The 21,277-nt window shown below is 65.3% G+C and carries 22 protein-coding genes and 1 pseudogene; 16 read left to right on the forward strand and 7 right to left on the reverse strand.

The features are described from left to right. Positions 1-76: 76 nt before the first annotated feature. From Q2941_RS36715 to Q2941_RS36725, 3 genes and pseudogenes are all read right to left on the reverse strand, one after another. Positions 77-603 (reverse strand): annotated as a pseudogene (locus tag Q2941_RS36715) (YegJ family protein). 207 nt (positions 604-810) lie between these two features. After that, a complete protein-coding gene (locus tag Q2941_RS36720; protein ID WP_027523078.1) occupies positions 811-1,701 on the reverse strand; it encodes a branched-chain amino acid aminotransferase in 891 nt (296 codons plus the stop codon). Positions 1,702-1,825: 124 nt separating this feature from the next. Beyond that, a complete protein-coding gene (locus Q2941_RS36725; protein WP_027523077.1) occupies positions 1,826-2,908 on the reverse strand; it encodes a branched-chain amino acid aminotransferase in 1,083 nt (360 codons plus the stop codon). A 344-nt stretch (positions 2,909-3,252) separates the two neighbouring features. Here Q2941_RS36725 and Q2941_RS36730 point away from each other — a divergent pair, with 344 nt between their 5' ends. Genes Q2941_RS36730 through Q2941_RS36740 form a run of 3 tightly spaced genes read left to right on the forward strand, consistent with a single transcriptional unit; the run spans position 3,253 to position 5,928 of the window. Next, on the forward strand, positions 3,253-3,795 hold the full coding sequence (locus tag Q2941_RS36730; protein WP_027523076.1) for a MarR family winged helix-turn-helix transcriptional regulator: 543 nt from the start codon (positions 3,253-3,255) through the stop codon (positions 3,793-3,795). Beyond that, entirely contained in the window at positions 3,792-4,520 is a 729-nt protein-coding gene (locus tag Q2941_RS36735) for a response regulator (RefSeq protein ID WP_027523075.1), read from the forward strand. Before Q2941_RS36730 ends, Q2941_RS36735 begins: the two co-directional genes overlap by 4 nt. A gap of 19 nt (positions 4,521-4,539) precedes the next feature. Beyond that, positions 4,540-5,928: an ATP-binding protein gene (locus Q2941_RS36740; RefSeq protein WP_027523074.1), complete on the forward strand. Its 1,389-nt coding sequence runs from the start codon at positions 4,540-4,542 to the stop codon at positions 5,926-5,928. Between the two features lie 60 nt (positions 5,929-5,988). Here Q2941_RS36740 and Q2941_RS36745 read toward each other — a convergent pair whose 3' ends face one another. Together Q2941_RS36745 and Q2941_RS36750 are read right to left on the reverse strand one after the other, a co-directional pair. Further along, entirely contained in the window at positions 5,989-6,525 is a 537-nt protein-coding gene (locus tag Q2941_RS36745) for a DUF3617 domain-containing protein (protein WP_458195545.1), read from the reverse strand. A 39-nt stretch (positions 6,526-6,564) separates the two neighbouring features. After that, positions 6,565-6,870, reverse strand: coding sequence for a hypothetical protein (locus Q2941_RS36750; protein WP_458195546.1), 306 nt, complete (start codon positions 6,868-6,870; stop codon positions 6,565-6,567). Between the two features lie 181 nt (positions 6,871-7,051). Here Q2941_RS36750 and Q2941_RS36755 point away from each other — a divergent pair, with 181 nt between their 5' ends. The 4 genes from Q2941_RS36755 (at position 7,052) to Q2941_RS36770 (ending at position 9,827) form a co-directional block, all read left to right on the forward strand. Further along, a complete protein-coding gene (locus Q2941_RS36755; RefSeq protein ID WP_027523071.1) occupies positions 7,052-7,519 on the forward strand; it encodes a hypothetical protein in 468 nt (155 codons plus the stop codon). A gap of 104 nt (positions 7,520-7,623) precedes the next feature. Next, a complete protein-coding gene (locus tag Q2941_RS36760) occupies positions 7,624-8,316 on the forward strand; it encodes a ribonuclease T2 family protein (protein ID WP_027523070.1) in 693 nt (230 codons plus the stop codon). 184 nt (positions 8,317-8,500) lie between these two features. After that, on the forward strand, positions 8,501-9,361 hold the full coding sequence (locus tag Q2941_RS36765) for a 23S rRNA (adenine(2030)-N(6))-methyltransferase RlmJ (protein ID WP_027523069.1): 861 nt from the start codon (positions 8,501-8,503) through the stop codon (positions 9,359-9,361). Between the two features lie 250 nt (positions 9,362-9,611). Then, positions 9,612-9,827: a cold-shock protein gene (locus Q2941_RS36770; RefSeq protein ID WP_027523068.1), complete on the forward strand. Its 216-nt coding sequence runs from the start codon at positions 9,612-9,614 to the stop codon at positions 9,825-9,827. Positions 9,828-9,899: 72 nt separating this feature from the next. Here the strand turns inward: Q2941_RS36770 and Q2941_RS36775 are convergent, their stop codons facing one another. Further along, complete coding sequence (locus tag Q2941_RS36775; protein ID WP_027523067.1) at positions 9,900-10,523, reverse strand: outer membrane protein; 624 nt, start codon at positions 10,521-10,523, stop codon at positions 9,900-9,902. 253 nt (positions 10,524-10,776) lie between these two features. On the opposite strand from Q2941_RS36775, the gene uvrC reads away from it, so the two are divergent. From uvrC to Q2941_RS36810, 7 genes are all read left to right on the forward strand, one after another. After that, entirely contained in the window at positions 10,777-12,837 is a 2,061-nt protein-coding gene (gene uvrC / locus Q2941_RS36780) for an excinuclease ABC subunit UvrC (protein WP_027523066.1), read from the forward strand. A 97-nt stretch (positions 12,838-12,934) separates the two neighbouring features. Further along, positions 12,935-13,552 carry a CDP-diacylglycerol--glycerol-3-phosphate 3-phosphatidyltransferase gene (pgsA, locus tag Q2941_RS36785; RefSeq protein WP_027523065.1) on the forward strand — a complete coding sequence of 206 codons (618 nt, stop codon included), beginning with the start codon at positions 12,935-12,937 and terminating at the stop codon, positions 13,550-13,552. After that, positions 13,549-13,800, forward strand: coding sequence for a molybdopterin converting factor subunit 1 (gene moaD / locus Q2941_RS36790; protein ID WP_027523064.1), 252 nt, complete (start codon positions 13,549-13,551; stop codon positions 13,798-13,800). The genes pgsA and moaD overlap by 4 nt, the downstream gene beginning before the upstream one ends. Positions 13,801-13,810: 10 nt before the next feature. After that, positions 13,811-14,278, forward strand: a complete 468-nt coding sequence (locus tag Q2941_RS36795) for a molybdenum cofactor biosynthesis protein MoaE (RefSeq protein WP_458195547.1) — start codon at positions 13,811-13,813, stop codon at positions 14,276-14,278. Continuing rightward, positions 14,278-15,237: a 50S ribosomal protein L3 N(5)-glutamine methyltransferase gene (prmB, locus tag Q2941_RS36800; protein WP_458195548.1), complete on the forward strand. Its 960-nt coding sequence runs from the start codon at positions 14,278-14,280 to the stop codon at positions 15,235-15,237. The genes Q2941_RS36795 and prmB overlap by 1 nt, the downstream gene beginning before the upstream one ends. A gap of 83 nt (positions 15,238-15,320) precedes the next feature. After that, positions 15,321-15,908 carry a phage holin family protein gene (locus tag Q2941_RS36805; protein WP_027523061.1) on the forward strand — a complete coding sequence of 196 codons (588 nt, stop codon included), beginning with the start codon at positions 15,321-15,323 and terminating at the stop codon, positions 15,906-15,908. Beyond that, positions 15,905-17,035, forward strand: coding sequence for a YihY/virulence factor BrkB family protein (locus Q2941_RS36810; RefSeq protein WP_458195549.1), 1,131 nt, complete (start codon positions 15,905-15,907; stop codon positions 17,033-17,035). Before Q2941_RS36805 ends, Q2941_RS36810 begins: the two co-directional genes overlap by 4 nt. 156 nt (positions 17,036-17,191) lie before the next feature. On the opposite strand, the gene Q2941_RS36815 is transcribed toward Q2941_RS36810, so the two are convergent. After that, the gene (locus tag Q2941_RS36815) at positions 17,192-18,034 is read right to left on the reverse strand and encodes a class I SAM-dependent methyltransferase (protein ID WP_027523059.1); all 843 of its coding nucleotides are present in this window, start codon (positions 18,032-18,034) and stop codon (positions 17,192-17,194) included. A 114-nt stretch (positions 18,035-18,148) separates the two neighbouring features. Between Q2941_RS36815 and Q2941_RS36820 the strand changes: the two genes are divergently transcribed. Both Q2941_RS36820 and Q2941_RS36825 read left to right on the forward strand, forming a co-directional pair. Beyond that, positions 18,149-19,705: a winged helix-turn-helix domain-containing protein gene (locus Q2941_RS36820; RefSeq protein WP_027523058.1), complete on the forward strand. Its 1,557-nt coding sequence runs from the start codon at positions 18,149-18,151 to the stop codon at positions 19,703-19,705. Positions 19,706-19,846: 141 nt separating this feature from the next. Next, on the forward strand, positions 19,847-21,277 hold the full coding sequence (locus Q2941_RS36825) for an EAL domain-containing protein (RefSeq protein ID WP_027523057.1): 1,431 nt from the start codon (positions 19,847-19,849) through the stop codon (positions 21,275-21,277).

The following is a 21,277-nucleotide window of genomic DNA, read 5'->3' on the forward strand; positions in this document are numbered from 1 at the left end:
ATGTGTATAAGAGACAGCCCCACCCTCTCCCCGCAGGCGGGGCGAGGGGAAGAGAGAGCGTGCTCCGCGTCGCGCCCTACGGCTGCTCCATCCGCGCCCGCAGCGCGTCGGCGTCGGCCTTCGGCATGGATTTCAGGAGCGGCTTGATGGTCTCGCCGCCGACGATCTTGTCGTTGCGCATGAACATCCAGTCCGAAATGTCGGCATCCCCAAACTCGACGAGGTCGCCTTCCCGCTTGCCCGGCAGGTCGCGCGGGCGGTTGGCGAAGCGCCCGGAATAGGTGCCGTTGGGAGCTTCTTCACGTCGGCCATCCAGATGTGCTCGGCGCTGTCGCCGCCTGTCGGGAAGCGCACCTTCAGGGAGTGCCCGGTCTCCGTCGCTTTCGGCGCATCGTAGGAGGCCCAGAACGTCGGCAGCGTGCCACGCGCGCGGGCGATCGCGGCGTTCATCTCGGGATTGCCGGTGCGGACGTCGATGACCGGCGAGCGGTCCTGGGCCCCGACCTGCGGCGTGGGGCCGATCGTCAGAATGCCGAAGACCGTGATGCCGGTTATGGCAGCGAGCACTGCCCATTTCAGGGATTGGGGGAGCGTGGGAGCCATGATCGCGCGTCCAAATGCCTTGATGTCTCCGGCTTTGTCGCGCGATCGCGCGAGTGCGTTCATGACGCCGGCGTTCCCCAGATGCAGCGCAGCGCGCCGCGCTTGCGGCGTGGTGCGCTGCTGATCCGGGGCCCATCCGGCTCCGATGGGTCCCGGCTCAGCGTCGCGTCACTCCGTGCCGCGCCGCGTCCGGGACACCAGAGTCCCTTACGCCGCCGCAAGCTTGCCCTTGGGTTGCACTTCCGCCGCGTAGTCCCGTATCAACTGCTCCGAGATCGCGCCGGGCGCAAACCTCCGCTCCGCGATCTCGGAGACCGCCGTCACCTCGGCGGCGGTGCCGGTGATGAAGCACTCGGCAAAGCCGTCGAGCTCCTCCGGCATGATCCGCCGCTCGATCACCTCGATACCGCGGCGCCCCGCGAGGTCGATCACGGTGGCGCGCGTGATGCCGGCGAGGAAGCAGTCGGCGATGGGGGTGTGAAGCTTGCCGTCGCGGACGAAGAAGATATTGGCGCCGGTGCATTCGGCAACGCGGCCCTCCCAATCCAGCATCATCGCATCCGCATAGCCTTTGCGCTCGGCCTTGTGCTTTGAGATGGTGCAGATCATGTAGAGGCCACTGGCCTTGGCGAGCGCCGGAATCGTGCGCGGATCTGGCCTTCGATACTCGGCGAGATCGACGCGGATCCCCTTCAGCCTCGCGGCGCGATCGAAATAGCTCGGCCATTGCCAGGCGGCGATTGCGAGGTGAATGGTGTTGTTCGGGGCGGAGACGCCCATCATCTCCGAGCCGCGCCAGGCGATCGGGCGCAGATAGGCATCCGGCAGATTGTTCGTGTCGATGACAAGCTGTTTGGCTGCATCGATCTCCGCGACCGAGAACGGGATCTCGAAATCGAGGATGTTGGCTGACGCCTTCAGCCGCTCGGAATGCGCCGTGCTCCTGAACACCCTGCCGCCATAGGCGCGCTCGCCCTCGAACACGCAGCTCGCATAATGCAGGCCATGGGTCAGCAGATGGACGTTGGCATCCTTCCACGGCACCAACCTGCCGTCATACCAGATGACGCCGTCGATCTCATCGAATGAAACTCCCATGATTTTCTCCCGCTGGCGTTGAGTTCATCGCACACGCGCCCGTGCACGCGTCCCGGCGGAACGCGTGCTGACGGTGCTCGATCAGGGAGACGATGAGAAAGCGATGGCCCGAGGCCGCCGCAGGTCAAAACACCTTTCTGATCCAGTCGTGCGGGTCGTTGGTCCGGCCGTACTGGATGTCGACAAGCTGCTTGCGCAGCCCCATGGCGACCGGGCCTGCTGCGCCGCCGCTGATGAGGAAGTCGCCGCTCGCCGAGCACACCTTGCCGATCGGCGAGATGACAGCGGCAGTGCCGCAGGCGAAAGCTTCCTTAAGCTTGCCGCTGGCCGCATCCTTGCGCCACTGGTCGATCGAGTAGGGCTCCTCGCGCACCACCGAGCCAGCATCCTTGGCCAGCGCGATGATGGAATCGCGGGTGATGCCCGGCAAGATGGTGCCGAGCGGCGGGGTGACCAGCGAGCCGTCGTCGAACACGAAGAAGATGTTCATGCCGCCGAGCTCCTCGACATAGCGTCGCTCGACCGCATCGAGGAACACGACCTGGTCGCAGCCGTGCTCGATGGCCTCGGCCTGCGCGCGCAGGCTCGCAGCGTAATTGCCGCCGCACTTGACGGCGCCGGTGCCGCCGACCGCCGCGCGCGTGTAGTTCTCCGACACCCAGATCGAGACAGGTGCAGGGCCGCCCTTGAAATATGAGCCGACCGGCGACGCGATGACGGCAAAGATGTATTCCGCCGACGGCTTCACGCCGAGGAAGACCTCGTTGGCGATCATGAAGGGCCGCAGGTAAAGACTGCCCTCGCCGCCCGGCATCCAGGCGCGGTCGATCCGCACGAGCTGTTCGACCGCCTCGATGAAGACGTCCTCGGACAGTGGCGCCATCGCCATGCGCTCGGCGGAACTCTTGAAGCGCCGCGCATTGGCGTCGGGGCGGAACAGGTTCACGCCGCCGTCGTCGCGCTTGTAGGCCTTCAGGCCCTCGAAGATCTCCTGGGCGTAATGCAGCACGGCGCCGGCCGGATCGAGCTGGAAATTGGCGCGGGCTTCAACATGCGCGTCATGCCAACCGCCCTTGGCCTGGCTGTAGCGGACCACGGCCATGTGATCGGTGAAGACCCGGCCGAAGCCAGGGTTTTCAAGCTTTGCCGTGCGCTCCGTCTCGGAGGTCGGATTGGTGGCAGGCTGGATTTCGAATTTCAGACTCATTTTTCCCTTGCCTCCCGCTGTCGCAATCGGCGCGCGGAAACGCGCCGGCCTGCCTCTTTCGGGCTTGATAACTTAACCAGGTCTGGCCCCCGACCGTGACCAGCCTTGTTACGGCCGGTTTCCCGTGGCCAGCATGTCGCGACAGGACATGCTTTTGCGGAGGGCGGAAGTCCAGTATGTTTTGCCGATATGCCGCTCGACAATCGCACGGTAGATCTGGTCCGGCCGGCGCTGCCTGTCCGGCACTTCCCCGGCCGCTTTGGACAACATCATTCCCGAACGAAGCGATCTAAAATTTCGTCCGGGTCGATCGTTTTGTAACATTGAACCCAAGATACGTCAATATGCCTGACATAAATTTCGCAAACCCCTCCCCCGACGCCGCCGAGACCAAGCCGGCAGCCAGCGACGTGGGCAATTTGCGCTGGGATATCATCGAGCTCCTGTTCTTCGCCTATCGCGATTTCGTAGGCGATCCCGACCAGGAACTGGAGGCGTTCGGCTTCGGCCGGGCCCATCACCGCGTCATGCATTTCGTCTACCGCTATCCCGGCCTCAAGGTCGCCGACCTCCTGGACGTCCTGCGCATCACCAAGCAGTCGCTCGGGCGCGTGCTCAAGCAGTTGCTCGATGAGGGCTATATCGTGCAGAAGACCGGCGATAACGACCGCCGCCAGCGCCTGCTCTATGCGACACCGAAGGGCGAGGCGCTGGTGCAGAAGCTCGCCGGGCTCCAGACCACGCGAATCAACCGGGCGCTCGCCGAGATCGGCCCGCAGGACGCCGAGACCGTGAAACGCTTCCTGCGCGCCATGATCGACCGCCAGGATCCCGACAAGGTGCTGGAGACGATCTTCGCCAACGTCAACCAAGCCACAAAGGAGTGACCGTGCCACTCGCTGCCACGCTCGCCCGTCCGCCGGTGGAGCCCGCCGACGACGCCCCACACATCCTCCTCGTCGACGACGACCGCCGCATCCGCGATCTCCTGTCGCGCTTTCTCGCCGCCGAAGGCTATCGCGTTTCGACCGCCGCCAGCGCGAGCGATGCCCGCGCCAAGCTCATGGGCCTGCATTTCGATCTGTTGATCCTCGACGTCATGATGCCCGGCGAGACCGGCTTCGACCTCGCCCGCTTCATCCGGACATCCTCCTCGGTGCCGATCGTGATGCTGACGGCGCGCCACGAGGCGGAAGCCCGCATCGAGGGTCTGCAGATCGGCGCCGACGACTATGTGGCAAAGCCGTTCGAGCCGCGCGAGCTTGCGCTGCGTATCAACAACATTCTCAAGCGTACCGCCCCGCCTCAAGTCACCACGATCGAGAAGATCGCGTTCGGTCCTTACGTCTTCCATCTCGATCGCGGCGAGTTGCGCCAGGGCGAGGAGGTCATCCACCTGACCGACCGCGAGCGCGAGATGCTGCGCATCCTCGCAGACAGCCAGGGCGAGACCGTGCCGCGCGCCGCGCTGACCGGCAACGGCAGCGTCAACGAGCGCGCCGTCGACGTGCAGATCAACCGCCTGCGGCGCAAGATCGAGAACGACCCCGCCAATCCCCTGTTCCTCCAGGCGGTACGCGGCATCGGCTACCGGCTGGTGGCCTCGCCATAGACCGGATGAAGCGGGCGCGATGAGTACGATCGACACCGGCCTGACGCTGCTGAGGAGCGCCGCCGACCGCGTCTCCGCCGTCAATGGCTGGATGGGCAATGCGTTCAAAGGCTGGATGCCGACCGGCCTCTATGCCCGCGCGCTGTTGATCATGATCGTGCCGATGGTGGTGCTGCAATCGGTCGTCGCCTTCGTGTTCATGGAGCGGCACTGGAACACGGTGACGCGGCGTCTTTCGGCTGCGGTGGTGCAGGACATCGCCGCGCTGATCGACGTCTACAAGGGTTATCCGCAAGACAAGGACCGCGACCAGATCAGGCGCATCGCGCAGCAGCGCCTTGGCCTGGTGGTCGACTTCCTGCCCGCCGGCGACATGCCGCAGCCAGGGCCGAAGCCGTTCTTCTCGCTGCTCGACCAGACGCTCTCGGTGCAGCTCGGCCGCCAGATCGGACGCCCGTTCTGGATCGACACGGTCGGCCGCTCCAACGTGGTCGAGATCCGCATCCAGCTCGACGACGCCATCATGCGCGTGTTTGCGCAGCGCAGCGCGGCCTATGCCTCGAACTCGGAGATCTTCCTGTTCTGGATGGTCGGCACCTCCTCGATCCTGCTGATTGTCGCAGTGCTGTTCCTGCGCAACCAGATCAAGCCGATCCTGAAGCTCGCGGACGCCGCCGAAAGTTTTGGCAAAGGCCGCGATGCGCCCAACTTCCGCCCGCGCGGTGCACGCGAGGTCCGGCGCGCCGCAATGGCGTTCCTGGAGATGAAGTCGCGCGTCGAGCGCTCGATCGAGCAGCGCACCGCGATGCTGGCCGGCGTCAGCCACGATCTGCGCACCATCCTGACCCGCTTCAAGCTCGAGCTGGCGCTGATCGGCGACAATCCCGAGCTCGAGGGCATGCGCAAGGACGTCGACGAGATGTCGATGATGCTCGAGGACTACCTCGCCTTCGCGCGCGGCGATTCCGGCGAGCAGTCGCAGCCGACCGACATGGCGCAGGCGCTCGAGGAGCTACGCAGCGACGCCGAACGTCACGGCCACACCGCGACTGTCGCGTTCAACGGCCTGCCCGTAGTGACGGTGAAGCCGGCCTCGTTCAAACGCTGTCTCGCCAACCTCGTCACCAACGCGGCACGCTACGGCAAGACGATCGCCATCACCGGCCAGCGCGATCACCGCTACCTCACGGTCACCATCGACGACGACGGGCCCGGCATCCCCACGCATCTGCGCGAGGAAGTGTTCAAGCCATTCCTGCGGCTGGACGACGCCCGCAACCAGGACGAAGGCGGCACCGGCCTCGGCCTTGCGATCGCCCGCGATATCGCGCGCTCGCATGGCGGCGACATCACGCTCGGCGACAGCCCGATGGGCGGCCTGCGGGCATCGGTGCGGATTCCGGTGTAGCATTTCCTACCTCGCCCCGCTTGCGGGGAGAGAGAGTGCACCACCCGTGCGGCTACCACCCTACTTCGGCAGCAGATCCTTCAGCTTCGCCGCGTCCTTGACGTTCATCTTGAAGCCGCCGGGCATCACGATGTCGCCGGGCTTCTGGTCCGCCTTGCACGGACCGAGCCACTTGGCCTCGATTGTCGTGGTCGCGTCGTGCCCCGCAGCTCCGGCAACGCCGCCCTGGATGTGCGCGGTGCTCTTCACCGAATAGGCGGTGTTGAAGTCGCCGGTGATCTCGGCATGCGAGGTCGTGGTGGTGCCGGCAACGTTGCAGACGGAATCGCTGACGTAACCGGTCGCGGTCTTCTGGATGTCCTGCTTGGTGCAGATCTGCTTCGCCATCGGGGAGACGTTGTTGTTCATCTCCTTGTCGACGGTCTCGTCGGTGCAGTGCTGCATGGTCATTTCCGGCATCGGCCCGCCGGAGCGAAGCATCTTCATCTCCCAGAGGCCGGCCTTGCGCACCGGCAGATCCACCGCATGCGCAGCCGTCGTCGCCGACATTGCGAGCACAAGCAGGCTAGCGCAGAAAACAAACGGCCGTCGCGTCATGCGCCCAACTCCCGGTCACAGCTTGCGGTCTGAAGGGGATCAGTACAGCGTGCGCAGCGGCTGCTCGGCCGCGCCATACGGCACCCAGCGGCAGGCGAACGAGATGTAGCCGCCGTCATAGGGCTGCACGGCGAGGAATTTCACCACCTTGCCGTAACGGGCGCAGTGGTCGACGGCGATCTGCCGCGCATCGACCTGCGTCGCCATTGAATAGGCGATGATGCCGCCGGTGTCGTTGCCCTTGACGGGCGGCACCGGAAGGATGTCGGCGCGCGCCGGCGCACCCGCCAGCAGTCCCGAGACAACCAGGCTGGCAAGAAGGCTCGCGGCCGCAATGATTCGCATTCCCGTCACTCCCTTTGGCTGGCGCCAGTCTACGGCGCCGCGGACGTGCTGAAAAGAATGGAAGGCCTGCCAAGTGCGACGTTGCGTGCAACTCGTCAGCGAGTGTTGCCCGGCTGCACTTGACCTCTCCCCACCTTCGCGGCACGGTCCGATGCTTGCAACCATGCCTCCTGGATTGCCCATGCGCGACCTCGTCACCTCCCTGAAATCGCTCCGCTTTGCCGCGGTATTCGGCCTCGTCCTGGGGGCGCTGTCGCTGACCGAGGCCAAGGCCGCCAATCCGCTGGAGCTGAACTTCTGGCTCGATGGCCCCCGCTATGACGGCCGCGTCGCGGATTGCGACAAGGCACTGCCGACGATCGCCACCCAGTTCTGGGAGAAAGAAAGCTCGTTCTGGAATTCGTCGTTGAAGATCACGGGCTTCGCGGGGGTCCACGAGACCGCCTTCCGGCCCTGGCAGTCCGACAACATTCCGCGCCGCTACTGCACGGGCGAGGCCATGCTCAGCGACGGCAAGGTGCGCAGGGTGCATTTCTCGATCCTCGAGGACGGCGGCTTTGCCGGCTTCGGCCAGGGCGTCGAATGGTGCGTGGTCGGTCTCGACCGCAACTGGGCGTACAATCCCGCCTGCCGGGCGGCAAAACCCTGATTCGGGCGAATCGTCGCGCCAAGGCGGGCGTCGTCCATTTTGTTCTTGAAATGTTCTCGTCGCCTGCTAGGCTCTCTTGCACAGTCTAGTTGAAGGGCGTCGTCATGTTTCATTCCAGATTGCATTCCCTGTCCCGTTTTCTGATCTCCCTCGCGCTCACCGCCGGCCTTGTCGCGCTGGCCGGCAGTGCAATGGCGCAGGACAGGCGGCAGAATGCGCCCGGCGAATTCGATTTCTATGTGCTGTCGCTGTCCTGGTCGCCGTCGTTCTGCGAGGAGGCAGCCGAGCGCGGCGGCCGCTCCCAGATCCAGTGCGGCGGACGGCCCTACGCCTTCGTGGTGCACGGGCTGTGGCCGCAATACGAGAACGGCTTTCCGGAATACTGCCAGCGGCCGGCGCCGCGGCTGAACCGCAACATCGTCTCTTCCATGCTCGACCTGATGCCGGCGCCGGGGCTGATCTTCAACGAATGGGACAAGCACGGCACCTGCTCGGGCCTGTCGGACCGCAATTATTTCGAGACCATCCGGAAAGCGCGCGCCGTCATCAAGATTCCGGCCGAATATCTCGATCTGTCGCAGGCCAAGACCGTGGCGCCCGCCGATGTCGAGGAGGCCTTCATCAAGGCCAATCCGGGGCTGAGCAGCTCGGCCGTTTCAGTGACGTGCAACCGGACGCGGCTGTCGGAGGTGCGCATCTGCCTGAACAAGGACCTGCAATTCCGCTCCTGCGAGGAGCTCGACCGCCGCGCCTGCCGCCGCGACCAGGTGACGATGCCGCCGATCCGCGGCGGTTAGCCTCAGCCGCACACTCTCTCCGTCATTCCGGGATGGAGCGTCAGCACCAGACCCGGAATCTCGGGATTCTCAGGTGCGCAATTGCGCACCATAGTTCGATGCTCCGGGCCGCGCTTGCGGTCCCGTCGCATCGTCCCGGAATGACAACCGTTACTTTCATCGCGCGATGTCGTAACTGTCCGACATGAACTACCGCCACGCCTTTCACGCCGGCAACTTCGCCGATGTCATCAAGCACATCGTGCTGGCGCGCATCCTGACCTATCTCCAGGACAAGCCAGCCGCATTCCGCGTCATCGACACTCATGCCGGCGCCGGCCTCTACGATCTCGAAGGCGACGAGGCGCGGCGCGGCGGCGAGTGGCTGACCGGCATCGCCCGCGTCATGCAGGCACGCCTGTCCAACGAGGTCGCCGCACTCACAAAGCCCTATCTCGACATCGTCCGCGCCTTCAATCCGCGCGGCGAATTGAAGGCCTATCCCGGATCGCCGCTGATCGCGCGTGGCCTGTTGCGGCCGCAGGACCGCCTCGTCGCCTGCGAGCTCGAGCCGAAGGCGCGCAAGGCGCTGATCGATGTGCTGCGTCGCGACACGCAGGCGCGCGTGGTCGATCTTGACGGCTGGGTTGCGCTGCCGGCTTTCGTGCCGCCGAAGGAGCGGCGCGGTCTGGTGCTGATCGACCCGCCCTTCGAGGCCAAGGACGAGTTCGAGCGTCTCGGTGAGGCCTTCTCCGAAGCGTACGCCAAGTGGCCGACCGGCATCTATGTGATCTGGTATCCCGTCAAATCCAGGCGCGCCACCGACGCGCTCGCGCAAGCTGTGGCGCGGGCTGCAGCCGCAGCCAAGCCTCAGGGGAAATGCCTACGGCTCGAATTCAGCGTCGCACCGCAAAGTACCGACGCACCACTCGTCACGACGGGGCTTTTGATCGTCAACCCACCCTTTACGCTGCAGGGCGAGCTCAAGACCATCCTGCCGGAGCTCGAAAAGCCGCTCGGCCAGGGCGGCGCGGCCCGTTTCCGCCTGGAGGTACCGAAGCCCTAAAGTAGTACACCTATTGGGAAAACTATGCATGAACGGTAGTCAATCTGCAAAGAACCGTATTATGCTGTGTCCCGTGACTGGCTTTGCGTTCCGCTTCCGCGAATGGTTGCGGCGGAGTGAAGGCCTCAGAAGGATCCAGGCGGACTGACACGTCCGTCCAAGGGTGGCCAGCTCCCGGGCTCGTATGTCCGGTCATGCCGAGGTGCGAGTCTGCATCACGGCGGAGGAGCAATGCGGGGGAGGAGTCCCGATGGCCATGACGGGCACGGTTAAATTTTTCAACGGCGAGCGCGGTTACGGCTTCATCAAGCCGGACGATGGCGGTCGCGACGTCTTCGTTCACATCACGGCGGTGGAGCGGGCGGGACTGAAGGACCTCACCGAAGGACAGCGTATCACTTTCGAAGTCGAGCCGGACAAGAAGGGCAAGGGACCCAAGGCGGTCAACCTGGTGATCCTCTCTTAGGCGAAGCCTGACGCAAAAAAGTCCCGGCCGCGAGGCCGGGAGGTTTAGGTCCGGTATTTTCTTCTTTAGCTATCAGAAGTGATAGTTCACGCCTGCACGCACCACGCTGGCGCTATAGCCGTTCGACACGCCGGTGATCGCGAACTGGCTCGAAGACAGATCGAGGAAGAGATATTCGATCTTGGCGCTCCAGTTCTGCGCGATGCCGAACTCGGCGCCGACACCTGCAGTCCAGCCCACCGTGGTGTGCGACTCCGTCCAGCCAAAAGTCTCCGCACGCAACTCGCCGAAGGCAAGACCGGCCGTGCCGTAGAACAGGATGTTGTTGAAGGCGTAGCCGGCGCGACCGCGCAACGTTCCGAACCAGGGATTGGAAAACTTCCACGGCGCGAACGTATCGTCGGCGCCGGCCGCCTGGATATCGCCTTCCACGCCGAACACCCACGGGCCGTTCTGGAAGTTGTAGCCGGCCTGGATGCCGCCGACGAAGCCGGCCGGATTGGCGGGATTGTTGCTCACCGAGCCCCATTCATAGCCGAGATTGGCGCCGAGATAGGGGCCGGCCCAGCTATAGGCATTGAGCGGCTGGTTGACGGTATAGGCTGCTTGCCGTCCGTAATTGAGATCGGCGGCCTCTGCCGAAGCGCTCCAGCCGGCGGCAACCAGAGCCGCAGCGCCCATAACGAGCCCCTTCATCACACACTCCAACGCAACTGCCGCAAGGCCATCGCGGTCTGCATGCGCAGTCGCGCAAGGCAAAACCGCATGGTTACGGAACCAAGAACTTTTCGCGTAGGATTTATCGAGAGTTTTAAGTTAAAGGGTTGTTAAGCGCGGTTACCGCCCGCTTAACAGTCTTAAGGAAGCGTTACCGGGAACACCGCGCGCGGTCCGCTCAGCCAGCCCGGTAAAACTTCAAATCGGCACGCCCAGCGCCTAAATTCGCACTATGGATCACGATTCCTCCGACACCCCGGACACTGCACGCGCGCGAAAGGTGCGGCGCGGCGCAGCGCCGGACGCCCCGCCGCAGGAGCTGACGCCGCCCGACGTCGATCCCGTGACGAATGGCAGCGATGACGAAGATGAGGCGCGGCTCCCGGATATCCTGGAAGAGACTGGCGCGGTCGGCGAAGGTCCGCTTGCGACCGGACATGACGCGATCGAGCGCGCGGTACGGCTCGCCCCCACTTCGGCGGGCGTCTACCGCATGCTCAATGCGAACAACGACGTGCTCTATGTCGGCAAGGCCAAGAACGTCAAAAAGCGCCTCTCCAACTACGCGCGCGTGGGCGCGCAGCAGCCGGCGCGCATCCTGCGCATGATCGCGGCGACGGTCTCGGTCGAGATCGTCTCGACCACGACCGAGACCGAGGCGCTGCTGCTCGAGGCCAACCTCATCAAGCAGCTCCGGCCGCGCTTCAACGTGCAGCTGCGCGACGACAAGTCGTTTCCCTACATCCTGATCACCGGCGACCATTGGGCGCCGCAGATCCTCAAGCATCGCGGCGCGCAGACCCGGCCCGGGCGCTATTTCGGCCCGTTCGCTTCCGCCGGCGCCGTCAACCGCACCATCACTGCCTTGCAGCGCGCCTTCTTGATCCGCTCCTGCACCGATTCGTTTTTCGAGAGCCGCACGCGGCCCTGCCTGTTGCACCAGATCCGCCGCTGTGCCGGCCCCTGCACCCGCGAGATCGACTTCCCGGGCTATGCGACGCTGGTGCGGGAAGCGACCGACTTCCTCTCCGGCAAGAGCCACGCCGTGAAGCAGGAGCTTGCGGGCGAGATGGAGAAGGCCTCGGGCGAGCTCGAATTCGAGCGCGCCGCGCTCTATCGCGACCGTCTCGCCGCACTGTCGGCGATCCAGTCGCAACAGGGCATCAATCCGCGCACCGTGGAAGAAGCCGACGTGTTTGCGATCCACCAGGAGGGCGGTTTCTCCTGCGTCGAGGTGTTCTTCTTCCGCACCGGGCAGAACTGGGGCAACCGCGCCTATTTTCCGCGGGCAGAGAAGACGTTCACGCCGGAAGAGGTGCTGGGCTCGTTCCTCGCCCAGTTCTACGACGACAAGCCACCGCCGAAGATCATCCTGCTCTCGCATGAGATCGAGGAAAGCGAGCTGCTTGCCAACGCGCTGTCAATCAAGGCCGGCCACAAGGTCGAGGTTTCCACGCCGAAGCGCGGCGAGAAGAAGGAGCTCGTCACCCATGCCCTGACCAACGCGCGGGAAGCGCTGGGACGGAAGCTCGCGGACACCGCGACGCAGGGCCGCCTGCTGGAAGCGATGGCCGCGACCCTTACCCTGCCCCATCCGCCGAAGCGCATCGAGGTCTACGACAACAGCCATATCCAGGGCACCAATGCGGTCGGCGCCATGATCGTCGCGGGGCCCGACGGCTTCGTGAAGAACCAGTACCGCAAATTCAACATCAAGTCGGAAGGGCTCACGCCCGGGGACGACTATGCGATGATGCGGGAAGTCTTGCAGCGCCGCTTCAAGCGGCTGCTCAGTCCGCCCGAGGAGACTGCGAAGGCCAGGGACGACGACTTCCCACAATGGCCCGACCTCGTGATCATCGACGGCGGCCGCGGCCAGCTCAACGCTATCAGGGAGATTTTCGAGAGCCTCGGGCTGACCCAGGTGTCGCTGATGTCGGTCGCCAAGGGGCCGGACCGCGACGCCGGGCGCGAGACCCTCTTCATGCCGGACCGCGAGGCGATCAAGCTCGAACCGCGCGATCCCGTGCTTTATTTCATTCAGAGGTTGCGGGACGAGGCCCACCGGTTCGTCATCGGCTCGCACCGCAAGCTGCGCAAGAAGGACATCCGCGAGGCCGGTTTGCAGGAGATCCCGGGCATCGGCCCGTCACGCAAACGTGCCTTGCTGCATCATTTCGGAACCTTGAAGGAGATCGAGCGGGCGTCGATCGCCGATCTCGGCAAGGTTCCGGGGGTGAGCGCGGAAAGCGCCCGCAAGATTTTCGAATATTTCCATCCCCAGCCGGGATGAACTAAAGGGGGCCGTGGTCATATGGGCGTCGCATCCCGCACCCCATTTGGGGAGTGGGACGGTTGACCTTCAGGCTGCAGCGGTATTGGTAGAACGGATGAACATCGCCACGACACGAGGGACGAACAGCCGCGCGATGTCCCTCCCGAACATCCTGACCTATGGCCGGATCGCCGCGATCCCGGTCGTGGTCGGATGCATCTACGCCCAGTCGATCCTGGACGGGCCGCTGTGGCTGCGCTGGGTGGCGGTTGCCATCTTCATCGCGGCGGGGGTGACGGATTACCTCGACGGCTATTATGCGCGGATCTGGAACCAGCAGTCAGCCTTCGGCCGGATGCTCGACCCGATCGCCGACAAGCTCCTGGTCGCCTCGTGCCTTCTGATGCTGGCGGCCGACGGCATCATCCACGGCTGGTCGCTGTGGGCTGCCATCGTGATCCTGTGCCGCGAGATCCTGGTGTCGGGCCTGCGCGAATATCTGGCGGCGCTGCGCGTCAGCGTGCCCGTGACCAAGCTTGCGAAGTGGAAGACGACGGTCCAGCTCGTTGCGATCGGCTTCCTGCTCGCGGGCGAGGCCGGCGACCAGGTGGTGCCGGTGGTGACCCAGATCGGCCTGCTCTTGCTGTGGGCGTCGGCGCTGCTCACCATGTACACCGGCTATGACTATTTCCGCGCCGGCATCCATCACCTCATCAAGGAGGATGAGGGATGAAGGTGAAATATTTCGCCTGGGTGCGCGAGCGCATCGGCAAGGCGGAGGAGACGATCGAGCCGCCGGCGAGCGTGCGGACGATCGAGGAGCTGATCGCCTGGCTGTCCGGCCGGAGCGAGGCCTACGCCTATGCGTTCGAGAAGCCGAAGGTGATCCGTGCCGCGATCGACCACGCCCACGTCAAGCCGAATGCGGCGATCGCCGGCGCCCGCGAGATCGCGTTCTTCCCGCCGATGACCGGCGGCTAGCGTCGCGCGCATGACCGGCCCTGTCACCATCCGCATCCAGCAAGACGATTTCGACGTCGCGCGCGAGATCGCTGCGCTGACGAACGGTCGCACCGACATCGGCGCGGTCGTAAGCTTCTCCGGGATCTGCCGCGGCGACGAGGACAGCGCGAAGATTTCGGCGCTGACGCTCGAACACTATCCGGGCATGGCCGAAGAGGAGATCAAACGCCACGTCGACGAGGCCATCTCGCGCTGGCCGCTCGACGGCGTCACGGTGATCCATCGCGTCGGCCGGATCACGCCCGGCGAAAACATCGTGCTGGTGGTGACTGCCTCGCAGCATCGCCAGGCGGCGTTCCAGGCCGCCGAATTCCTGATGGACTACCTGAAAACCAGCGCGCCGTTCTGGAAGAAGGAAGAGAGCGCAGCCGGCACCGGCTGGGTCGAGGCCAATACGCGCGACGACCAGGCCGCCGCACGCTGGACCAGATCCTGATGGCAAAAGCGTCCAAGAAGACCACGCGCGGCCGCGCCGCACCAAAGCTTGCGAAGGTCGCAGCCGGCGAGCTCGTGACGCTGCTCGATTTCGTCCGCTATGCGGTGAGCCGGTTCGTCGAAACCAGGCTTGCCTTCGCGCATGGCACCACCGATCCGGTGGCGGAAGCTGCCTTCCTTGTCTGCGAGGCGCTGCATCTCAATCCCGAGCAGTTCGAACCCTTTGCCAATGCCCGCGTCACCGCGGCGGAAGGCAAGACCCTCCTTGCGCTGATCAAGGCGCGCGTCACCACACGCAAGCCGGCCGCCTATCTCGTCAACAAGATCTACATGCGCGGCCTGCCCTTCTACGTCGACGAGCGCGTGATTGTGCCGCGTTCCTTCATCGGCGAGCTCCTGGATTCGCATTTCGGCGGTGACGGCGAGGCCGGCTCGCTGATCGACGATCCGATTGCCGTCGAGCGCGTGCTCGATCTCTGCACGGGCTCCGGCTGCCTTGCGATCCTCGCCGCACTGCATTTCCCGAATGCCGAGGTGGATGCTGTCGACATCTCCAAAGGCGCGATCGAGGTTGCCGCGCGTAATGTCGCCGACTACGGTCTCGAAGACCGCGTCACGCTCCATCGCGGCGACCTGTTCGCGGTGCTCGGCAACGCGCGCTACGACCTGATCATCTCCAACCCGCCTTATGTCGATGCCGAAGGGATGGCGTCACTGCCGCCGGAATGCCGCGCAGAACCGAAGCTCGCCTTCGATGGCGGCGCCGACGGGCTCGATGTCGTGCGCCGCATCCTGCAAGACGCACCTCGCTACCTCACGCCCGAGGGCGGACTGCTGTGCGAGATCGGCCGCGGCCGCGAGCGGATCGATGAGGCGTTCCCCGAACTGCCGCTGCTCTGGCTCGACACCGAGGATTCCGAGGGCGAGGTGTTCTGGATCGCGGCCGCGGATCTCGGCTGAATTCGCATCCTCCGGAACAAGTCAAACGCCTCCACGTTCATCACGATAATGCCGTAAGCCTCGGCCACTGGAGGATTGTTCGCATGCTTGCGCCATCGGGCGAATTGCTGCGCGTCGGAATGGCGCTCAAGCTCCACCACCTCAGGCGCGCCGCCCGGTCGTATGTGCGCGACCGCACCAGCCAGGCCACCGGCAAGGCGACGTCGTATGCGGTCGCCGCCGGGCTGTTCGCCGTCGCGGGCCTGTTCGTCATCGCCGCCTTTTTCGTCGGACTGATGGCGCTGTTCCGCTGGGTCGAGCTCACCTATGGAATGTTCTGGGCCTTCGGCGCCGCCGGCGCCGTGCTTCTGGTGCTGGCGGCGATCTGTGCCGCCGTCGCAATGGCCCAGGTAAAACGCCGGCCCAAAGCGGTCGTGCCGCTCGCCAGCCGGCTGCGGGTTGCGATCGCCACGCCCCGGATTCCGCGTGGAACGGTCAAGGAGGCCGTGAAGGAGGTCGCGACCACGATCCCGCTGGTGCCGCTCGCGCCGGGCGAAAAGGGGCATCGCAACGGCGGTTCGCCGGCCCGGGGCAACCGCTCGGTGCAGCTTGGCCTGATGCTCGCAGCCATCGGGCTGTTGGGTTTAACCGCGGCGCGCCGGAGGCGCCACAACCGTCGATTGGACGCATGATGACACCGCGGCGCGAGCAGCTCGACGATTGGCTGCTCGTCGCCGCCACGACGGTGTTGGTGCTGACGGCGGAACGCTACTTTCAGGGCTACATCTCGCCGCGATCAGCCAACGTCGAGGACCGCCGCAACGCGGAAGGCAACTCGCCCGAAACCAGTCCCTCTCGTGCCGCCTTGCAGGGCGGCCATGGCCGCCGGTCCGGAAGCCCTTTCAGGATTCCCTTCGCCGGCTGGAAGGACATTCTCTGGCGCACCTACCAGCGCCTCGACGAGGATCGACTGCTCGCAACCGCGGGCGGCGTGGTCTTCTTCGGACTGCTTGCGATTTTTCCCGCCGTCACCGCGCTCGTCTCGTCTTACGGCCTGTTCGCCAACCCCTCGACGATCAGCGCCAACCTCCAGACGCTCGCGATGATGCTGCCCGAGGGTACGTTCCAGATCATCGAGGACCAGATCGGGCGGGTGGTGTCGAAGGGCAACACGGCGCTTGGCGCCACCTTCCTGTTCGGTCTCGTGCTGGCGATCTGGAGCGCCAATGCCGGCGTCAAATCCATCATCGACGCGCTCAACGTCGCCTATGAGGAGCGCGAGAAGCGCAGCTTCATCCGGCTCAATCTGGTGTCGCTGGCTTTCACCGTCGGCGGCATCGCCGCGCTCCTGCTGATGGTCGGCACTGTCGTCGCCTTCCCGCTCGCGCTGAACCATCTCGGGCTCGCCCCGGAGAGCAAGCTGATCGTCGCGCTGGCGCGATGGCCGCTGCTGTTCGTCATCCTGCTGGTCGCGCTCGCCATCCTCTACCGCTTCGCGCCCAGCCGCGACGCCGCGCGCTGGGAATGGCTCAGCATCGGCGCGGTGACTGCCTCCGTCCTGTGGATCGCCGGCTCGGCGCTGCTCTCCTGGTATCTCTCGGAATTCGGCAATTACAGCGCCACCTACGGCTCGCTGGGAGCAGCGATCGGTTTGATGATGTGGATGTGGATGTCCGCCATCGTCGTCATGTTCGGGGCCGAGCTGAACTCGGAGATCGAGCGGCAGACCTTGCGGGACACCACCACGGGCAAGCCCAGGCCGCTCGGCAGCAGGGAAGCCGTCTCGGCCGATACGGTCGGCGCAGCCGCGCCATCCTAAAGCATGATCCGGAAAAGTGCGAAGCGGTTTTCCGGAAAGATCATGCGCAAACAACAACCTAAAGCGCGATGACGATTCATCCTGATCTCATCGCGCTTTAGTCCGATCGCGTGATCAGGCCGGATATGCTCCGGCCTGATCCAATCTTTCCCGCGCTTAGCGCTTCGTGATCACCGCCTCCAGATACTCGCTGTGCACGACCACCGTGCCGTCATCGGCATGGTTGAACTCGCCGACGAGGCTCAAGAGATCGCGGCGCAGTTCCGCTTGGCCATTATCGTCGAGCGCGGCAAAGGCTTTCAGCATCGGACCGTAGAACGACTTGAAAACGTCGAGCCAGTGCTCGGGCGAGCGGTAACGGAACACGAACATTCGGGGCTCGGCGACAATCTCCGATGCCTGGCCGCCGAACATCTCCTCGAGCCGGGCCTTTGTGCCCCACAGAGCCGGCGATTTCACCCCGGCCGGCGGCGGCAGGTGCTTGCCGAGTGTCTTGAAGAGCTGCCCGATAAAGCCCTGCGGCGTCCAGTTGGCGAGCCCGACCTTGCCGCCGGCCCTGCACACTCGCGCAAGCTCGGAGGCCGCCTTGTCCTGATTGGGCGTGAACATCACGCCAAAGGTCGAAATCACCACGTCGAAGGAGGCGTCCGGGAACGGCAGCGCCTCGGCGTCCGCCTCACGGAACGAGATGGTGAGGTGCTCGGCCGCTGCGCGCTCGCGGCCGCGTTCGAGCAACGCCGGCACGTAGTCGGTCGAGGTCACATCGCACCAGCGCCGCGCCGCAGCGAGCGTGGCATTGCCGTTGCCGGCGGCGACGTCGAGCACCTTGCTGCCGGCACGCAGGTCGAGCGCCTCGCAAATCTGCTCGCCGACGATCTGCAAGGTCGTGCCGACCACGGCATAGTCGCCGGACGACCAGGCGCCGTGCTGGCGCTGCTTGAGCGCGGCGAGGTCCGGCTGGGCGTCGGCGGGCTTGCTGAGTGCTGCGGAAGTCGACATGAAAATTTCCTCCGGTTGAAGATGCCGGGACGATAGAGCGCAGGCCCGTGACTGGCTTTGAGAGCGCCGTTATTTTACGTTGAGAGCGCCTTGATTTCTGAGCGGGAGCCGGGCGTGGCGTTCCAGTTCGAGGATTTTTCGCTGGATCCCGAGCGCCGCGAATTGCGGCGCGCAGATCACCTCGTCGCGCTCGAGCCGCAGGTATTCGATCTGTTGATCCATTTGATCCGCAACCGCGACCGCGTGGTGACGCGCGACAATCTGCTCGATGCGGTGTGGAACGGGCGCGTCGTCTCGGACTCCACGCTCGCAAGCCGCATCAACGCAGCACGGCGCGCGATCAACGACACCGGCGAGGAACAACGGCTGATCCGCACCGTGGCGCGCAAGGGCGTGCGCTTCGTCGGCGACGTCGTCGAAACTAGCAAAGCTGACCCGTCGGCAACGCCGGACGCGCGGAAGCAACCGTCCGCCCAGCCGCTGCCCGACCGGCCGGCAATCGCCGTGCTGCCCTTCACCAACATGAGCGGCGATGCGGAGCAGGAGTATTTTTCCGACGGCATCAGCGAAGACATCATCACGGCGCTGTCGAAGCTGCGTTGGTTCTTCGTGATCGCGCGCAACTCCTCATTCATCTACAAGGGGCGGACGGTTCATCTGCGGGAGGTCGCAGACGAACTCGGCGTCCGCTACGTCGTCGAAGGAAGCGTGCGCAAGGGCGGCGACCGCGTACGCATCACCGCGCAGCTCAACGACGTCGCGACCGGCAGCCATCTCTGGGCGGAACGCTACGATCGCGAGCTCGCCGACGTGTTCGCGGTACAGGACGAGATCACCGAAGCCATCGTCGCCGCGATCGAGCCGCAGCTCTATGCGGCAGAAAATTTTCGCGCCCAGCGCAAGCCGCCCGACAGCATGGATGCGTGGGACCTGGTGATGCGGGCGCTCGCCCATTACTGGCGCGTGACGCGACAGGACCATGTGGTCGCGCAGGCCTTGCTGGAGAAGGCCATCGCGCTCGACCCGAATTACGGCAAGGCGCTGGGCCTGCTTGGAACCAGCTACATGTTCACCGCTCATATGGGCTGGATGGACATGGCCGCCGCAATGCCGATCGCCGAGCGCGCCGCGCTCGCCGCGATCCGGGCCGACGACGAGGATCCCTGGGCCCATAATGCGCTCGGCCACGTCCATCTGTTCGCGCGCCATTTCGAGGATTCGCTCGCCGAATTCGAGACTGCGCTGCGGCTCAATCCGAGCTACGCGCTGGCGCAGGGCTATTATGGGCTGGCGCTCAGCTATTGCGGCCGCTGGCAGGATGCTGACGAGGCGGCGCGCCGTGCCATCCGTCTCAGCCCGCGCGACCCCTATGCGCCGGTCTATTTCGGCATCAAGGCCTATGCCCGCTTCCTCGGCGGCGATTATGAGGAGGCGATCCGGCTCGCGCACGAGGCCTTGCGACAGCGCAGCGATTTCGTCGGCGCGCACAGGGTGCTGACCTCGGCGGCCGGCATGGCCGGCCGTGCGGACCTTGCCCGCTCCGCTTTGCAGGAGCTGCGCCGGGCCCAGCCGAACGTCTCGCTCGCCTGGATCGCCGAGTTCATGCCGATCAAGCTCGCGACCGACCGCGACCGCTACCTGGAAGGCTTTCGCCGCGCCGGTCTCACCTAGCGCGCGACGACGCCCTATCCCCGCGAATCAACAATGATGTTAAGGTCACCCTCGCTCGGGGGCGTTTAACAAGAGCGTGCCAGAGACGTGCCCGTGTTTTCCCGGGTGGGGCAGTCAGCACTAGAGGGCGTAGCGCGCGGCATGATTCGCATCTCGACGATCTTCATCGCCATCTGCATGGTGCTGGTCGCAGCCTCGCTCGGCCTCGTCCTTCATTCGGTGGCCGGCATCAGCGGAACCGAATCCGCGATCGTGGCATTGACGGCGCTGACCTTCCTGATCCTGTACAACGCGGTCTCGATGCGCCTGCGCGACCGCAGCGACGTCGGCAACCAGATCGCCGATCTGTCGCGCGGCACCGCCGATCTCGCCCGCCAGGTCGCCGAATTCGGCCGCCGGCTCGCAGCGGTCGAGGGACGCGTCGCGTCGGCCAATTCCACCAACGCGGACCGCATCCAGTCGGTGGTCGGCGAGATCAACGAGCTCGGCGGCCTGGTCAAGGAGCTCGCCGCCACCCTGGCGACGCATGAGGACCTGCTGGCGACGGACGCGCCAGCGCCCGCTGCGCAGCCGGAAGCCGAGACGGCGCATGAACTTTTGGCAGCACCGGAGCCCCGGCCGGCCGCGCCGCCGCCGGTTCCGCCGGCACCCCCGAGCGCTCCCGTCGCCACCGCCGGTGCCCGCAACCAGGCGCAACTGCTCGCGACGCTGCGCAGCGCGATCGACGAGAACCGCATCGACATCTTTCTCCAGCCGATGGTGACGCTGCCGCAGCGCAAGGTCCGCTTCTACGAGGCGGTGACCCGGGTGCGCGACGGGCGCGACCAGCTCATCGCCGCCGAGGAGTTCATCAGCATCGCAGAGGCCTCGGGGCTCATCGGGCGCATCGACAACATTGTGATGCTGCGTTGTGTGCAAGTGCTGCGCCGGTTGATGGTGCGCAACAAGGACGTCGGCGTGTTCTGCAACGTTGCGGCCTCCACGCTCGGCAATTCCACCACCTTTGCGCAATGCCTCGACTTCCTCGAGGCCAACCGGGCGCTCGCGCCCTCGCTGGTGCTCGAATTCAAGCAGTCGACGTTCCGCAATCTCGGCCCCGCCGAGACCGAGAATCTGGCGGCGCTCGCCCAGCGCGGCTTCCGCTTCTCGATCGACCACGTCACGGACCTGCGCATCGAGCCGCGCGAGCTCGCCGACCGCGGCGTGCGCTTCATCAAGGTGCCGGCTGCGCTGCTGCTCGATCCCAAACAGGCCTCGACCTCTGACATCCATCCGTCCGACCTGTCCGACCTGCTCGGCCGCTTCGGCATCGACCTCATCGCCGAGCGGATCGAGGGCGAGCGCGCGGTGGTCGACTTGCTCGACTACGATGTGCGGTTCGGCCAGGGGTTCCTGTTCGCCCCACCCCGGCCATTGCGGCCGGAAGGTGCATCTGCTACCGCCGGAGCCGCGCCGGACCAGGCGCAGCAACAGGTATCCAATGGCTCCGTCCCGTCCAGCTCAGGCGAAACGGCTTCCGCGCCGCCGCCACAGCGCATCACCGGCAATGCAGCGCTCGCGCGCCGCATCTGA

This window comes from Bradyrhizobium sp. UFLA05-153 (assembly GCF_054185185.1).

Bases quoted from the DNA above. Each gene is read 5' to 3' on its own strand.
- Q2941_RS36720 (WP_027523078.1), bottom strand. From the start codon at position 1,701: ATGGGAGTTTCATTCGATGAGATCGACGGCGTCATCTGGTATGACGGC.
- Q2941_RS36725 (WP_027523077.1), bottom strand. From the start codon at position 2,908: ATGAGTCTGAAATTCGAAATCCAGCCTGCCACCAATCCGACCTCCGAG.
- Q2941_RS36730 (WP_027523076.1), top strand. From the start codon at position 3,253: ATGCCTGACATAAATTTCGCAAACCCCTCCCCCGACGCCGCCGAGACC.
- Q2941_RS36740 (WP_027523074.1), top strand. From the start codon at position 4,540: ATGAGTACGATCGACACCGGCCTGACGCTGCTGAGGAGCGCCGCCGAC.
- Q2941_RS36745 (WP_458195545.1), bottom strand. From the start codon at position 6,525: ATGACGCGACGGCCGTTTGTTTTCTGCGCTAGCCTGCTTGTGCTCGCA.
- Q2941_RS36750 (WP_458195546.1), bottom strand. From the start codon at position 6,870: ATGCGAATCATTGCGGCCGCGAGCCTTCTTGCCAGCCTGGTTGTCTCG.
- Q2941_RS36755 (WP_027523071.1), top strand. From the start codon at position 7,052: ATGCGCGACCTCGTCACCTCCCTGAAATCGCTCCGCTTTGCCGCGGTA.
- Q2941_RS36760 (WP_027523070.1), top strand. From the start codon at position 7,624: ATGTTTCATTCCAGATTGCATTCCCTGTCCCGTTTTCTGATCTCCCTC.
- Q2941_RS36765 (WP_027523069.1), top strand. From the start codon at position 8,501: ATGAACTACCGCCACGCCTTTCACGCCGGCAACTTCGCCGATGTCATC.
- Q2941_RS36770 (WP_027523068.1), top strand. From the start codon at position 9,612: ATGGCCATGACGGGCACGGTTAAATTTTTCAACGGCGAGCGCGGTTAC.
- Q2941_RS36775 (WP_027523067.1), bottom strand. From the start codon at position 10,523: ATGAAGGGGCTCGTTATGGGCGCTGCGGCTCTGGTTGCCGCCGGCTGG.
- uvrC (WP_027523066.1), top strand. From the start codon at position 10,777: ATGGATCACGATTCCTCCGACACCCCGGACACTGCACGCGCGCGAAAG.
- pgsA (WP_027523065.1), top strand. From the start codon at position 12,935: ATGAACATCGCCACGACACGAGGGACGAACAGCCGCGCGATGTCCCTC.
- moaD (WP_027523064.1), top strand. From the start codon at position 13,549: ATGAAGGTGAAATATTTCGCCTGGGTGCGCGAGCGCATCGGCAAGGCG.
- Q2941_RS36795 (WP_458195547.1), top strand. From the start codon at position 13,811: ATGACCGGCCCTGTCACCATCCGCATCCAGCAAGACGATTTCGACGTC.
- prmB (WP_458195548.1), top strand. From the start codon at position 14,278: ATGGCAAAAGCGTCCAAGAAGACCACGCGCGGCCGCGCCGCACCAAAG.
- Q2941_RS36805 (WP_027523061.1), top strand. From the start codon at position 15,321: ATGCTTGCGCCATCGGGCGAATTGCTGCGCGTCGGAATGGCGCTCAAG.
- Q2941_RS36810 (WP_458195549.1), top strand. From the start codon at position 15,905: ATGATGACACCGCGGCGCGAGCAGCTCGACGATTGGCTGCTCGTCGCC.
- Q2941_RS36815 (WP_027523059.1), bottom strand. From the start codon at position 18,034: ATGTCGACTTCCGCAGCACTCAGCAAGCCCGCCGACGCCCAGCCGGAC.
- Q2941_RS36825 (WP_027523057.1), top strand. From the start codon at position 19,847: ATGATTCGCATCTCGACGATCTTCATCGCCATCTGCATGGTGCTGGTC.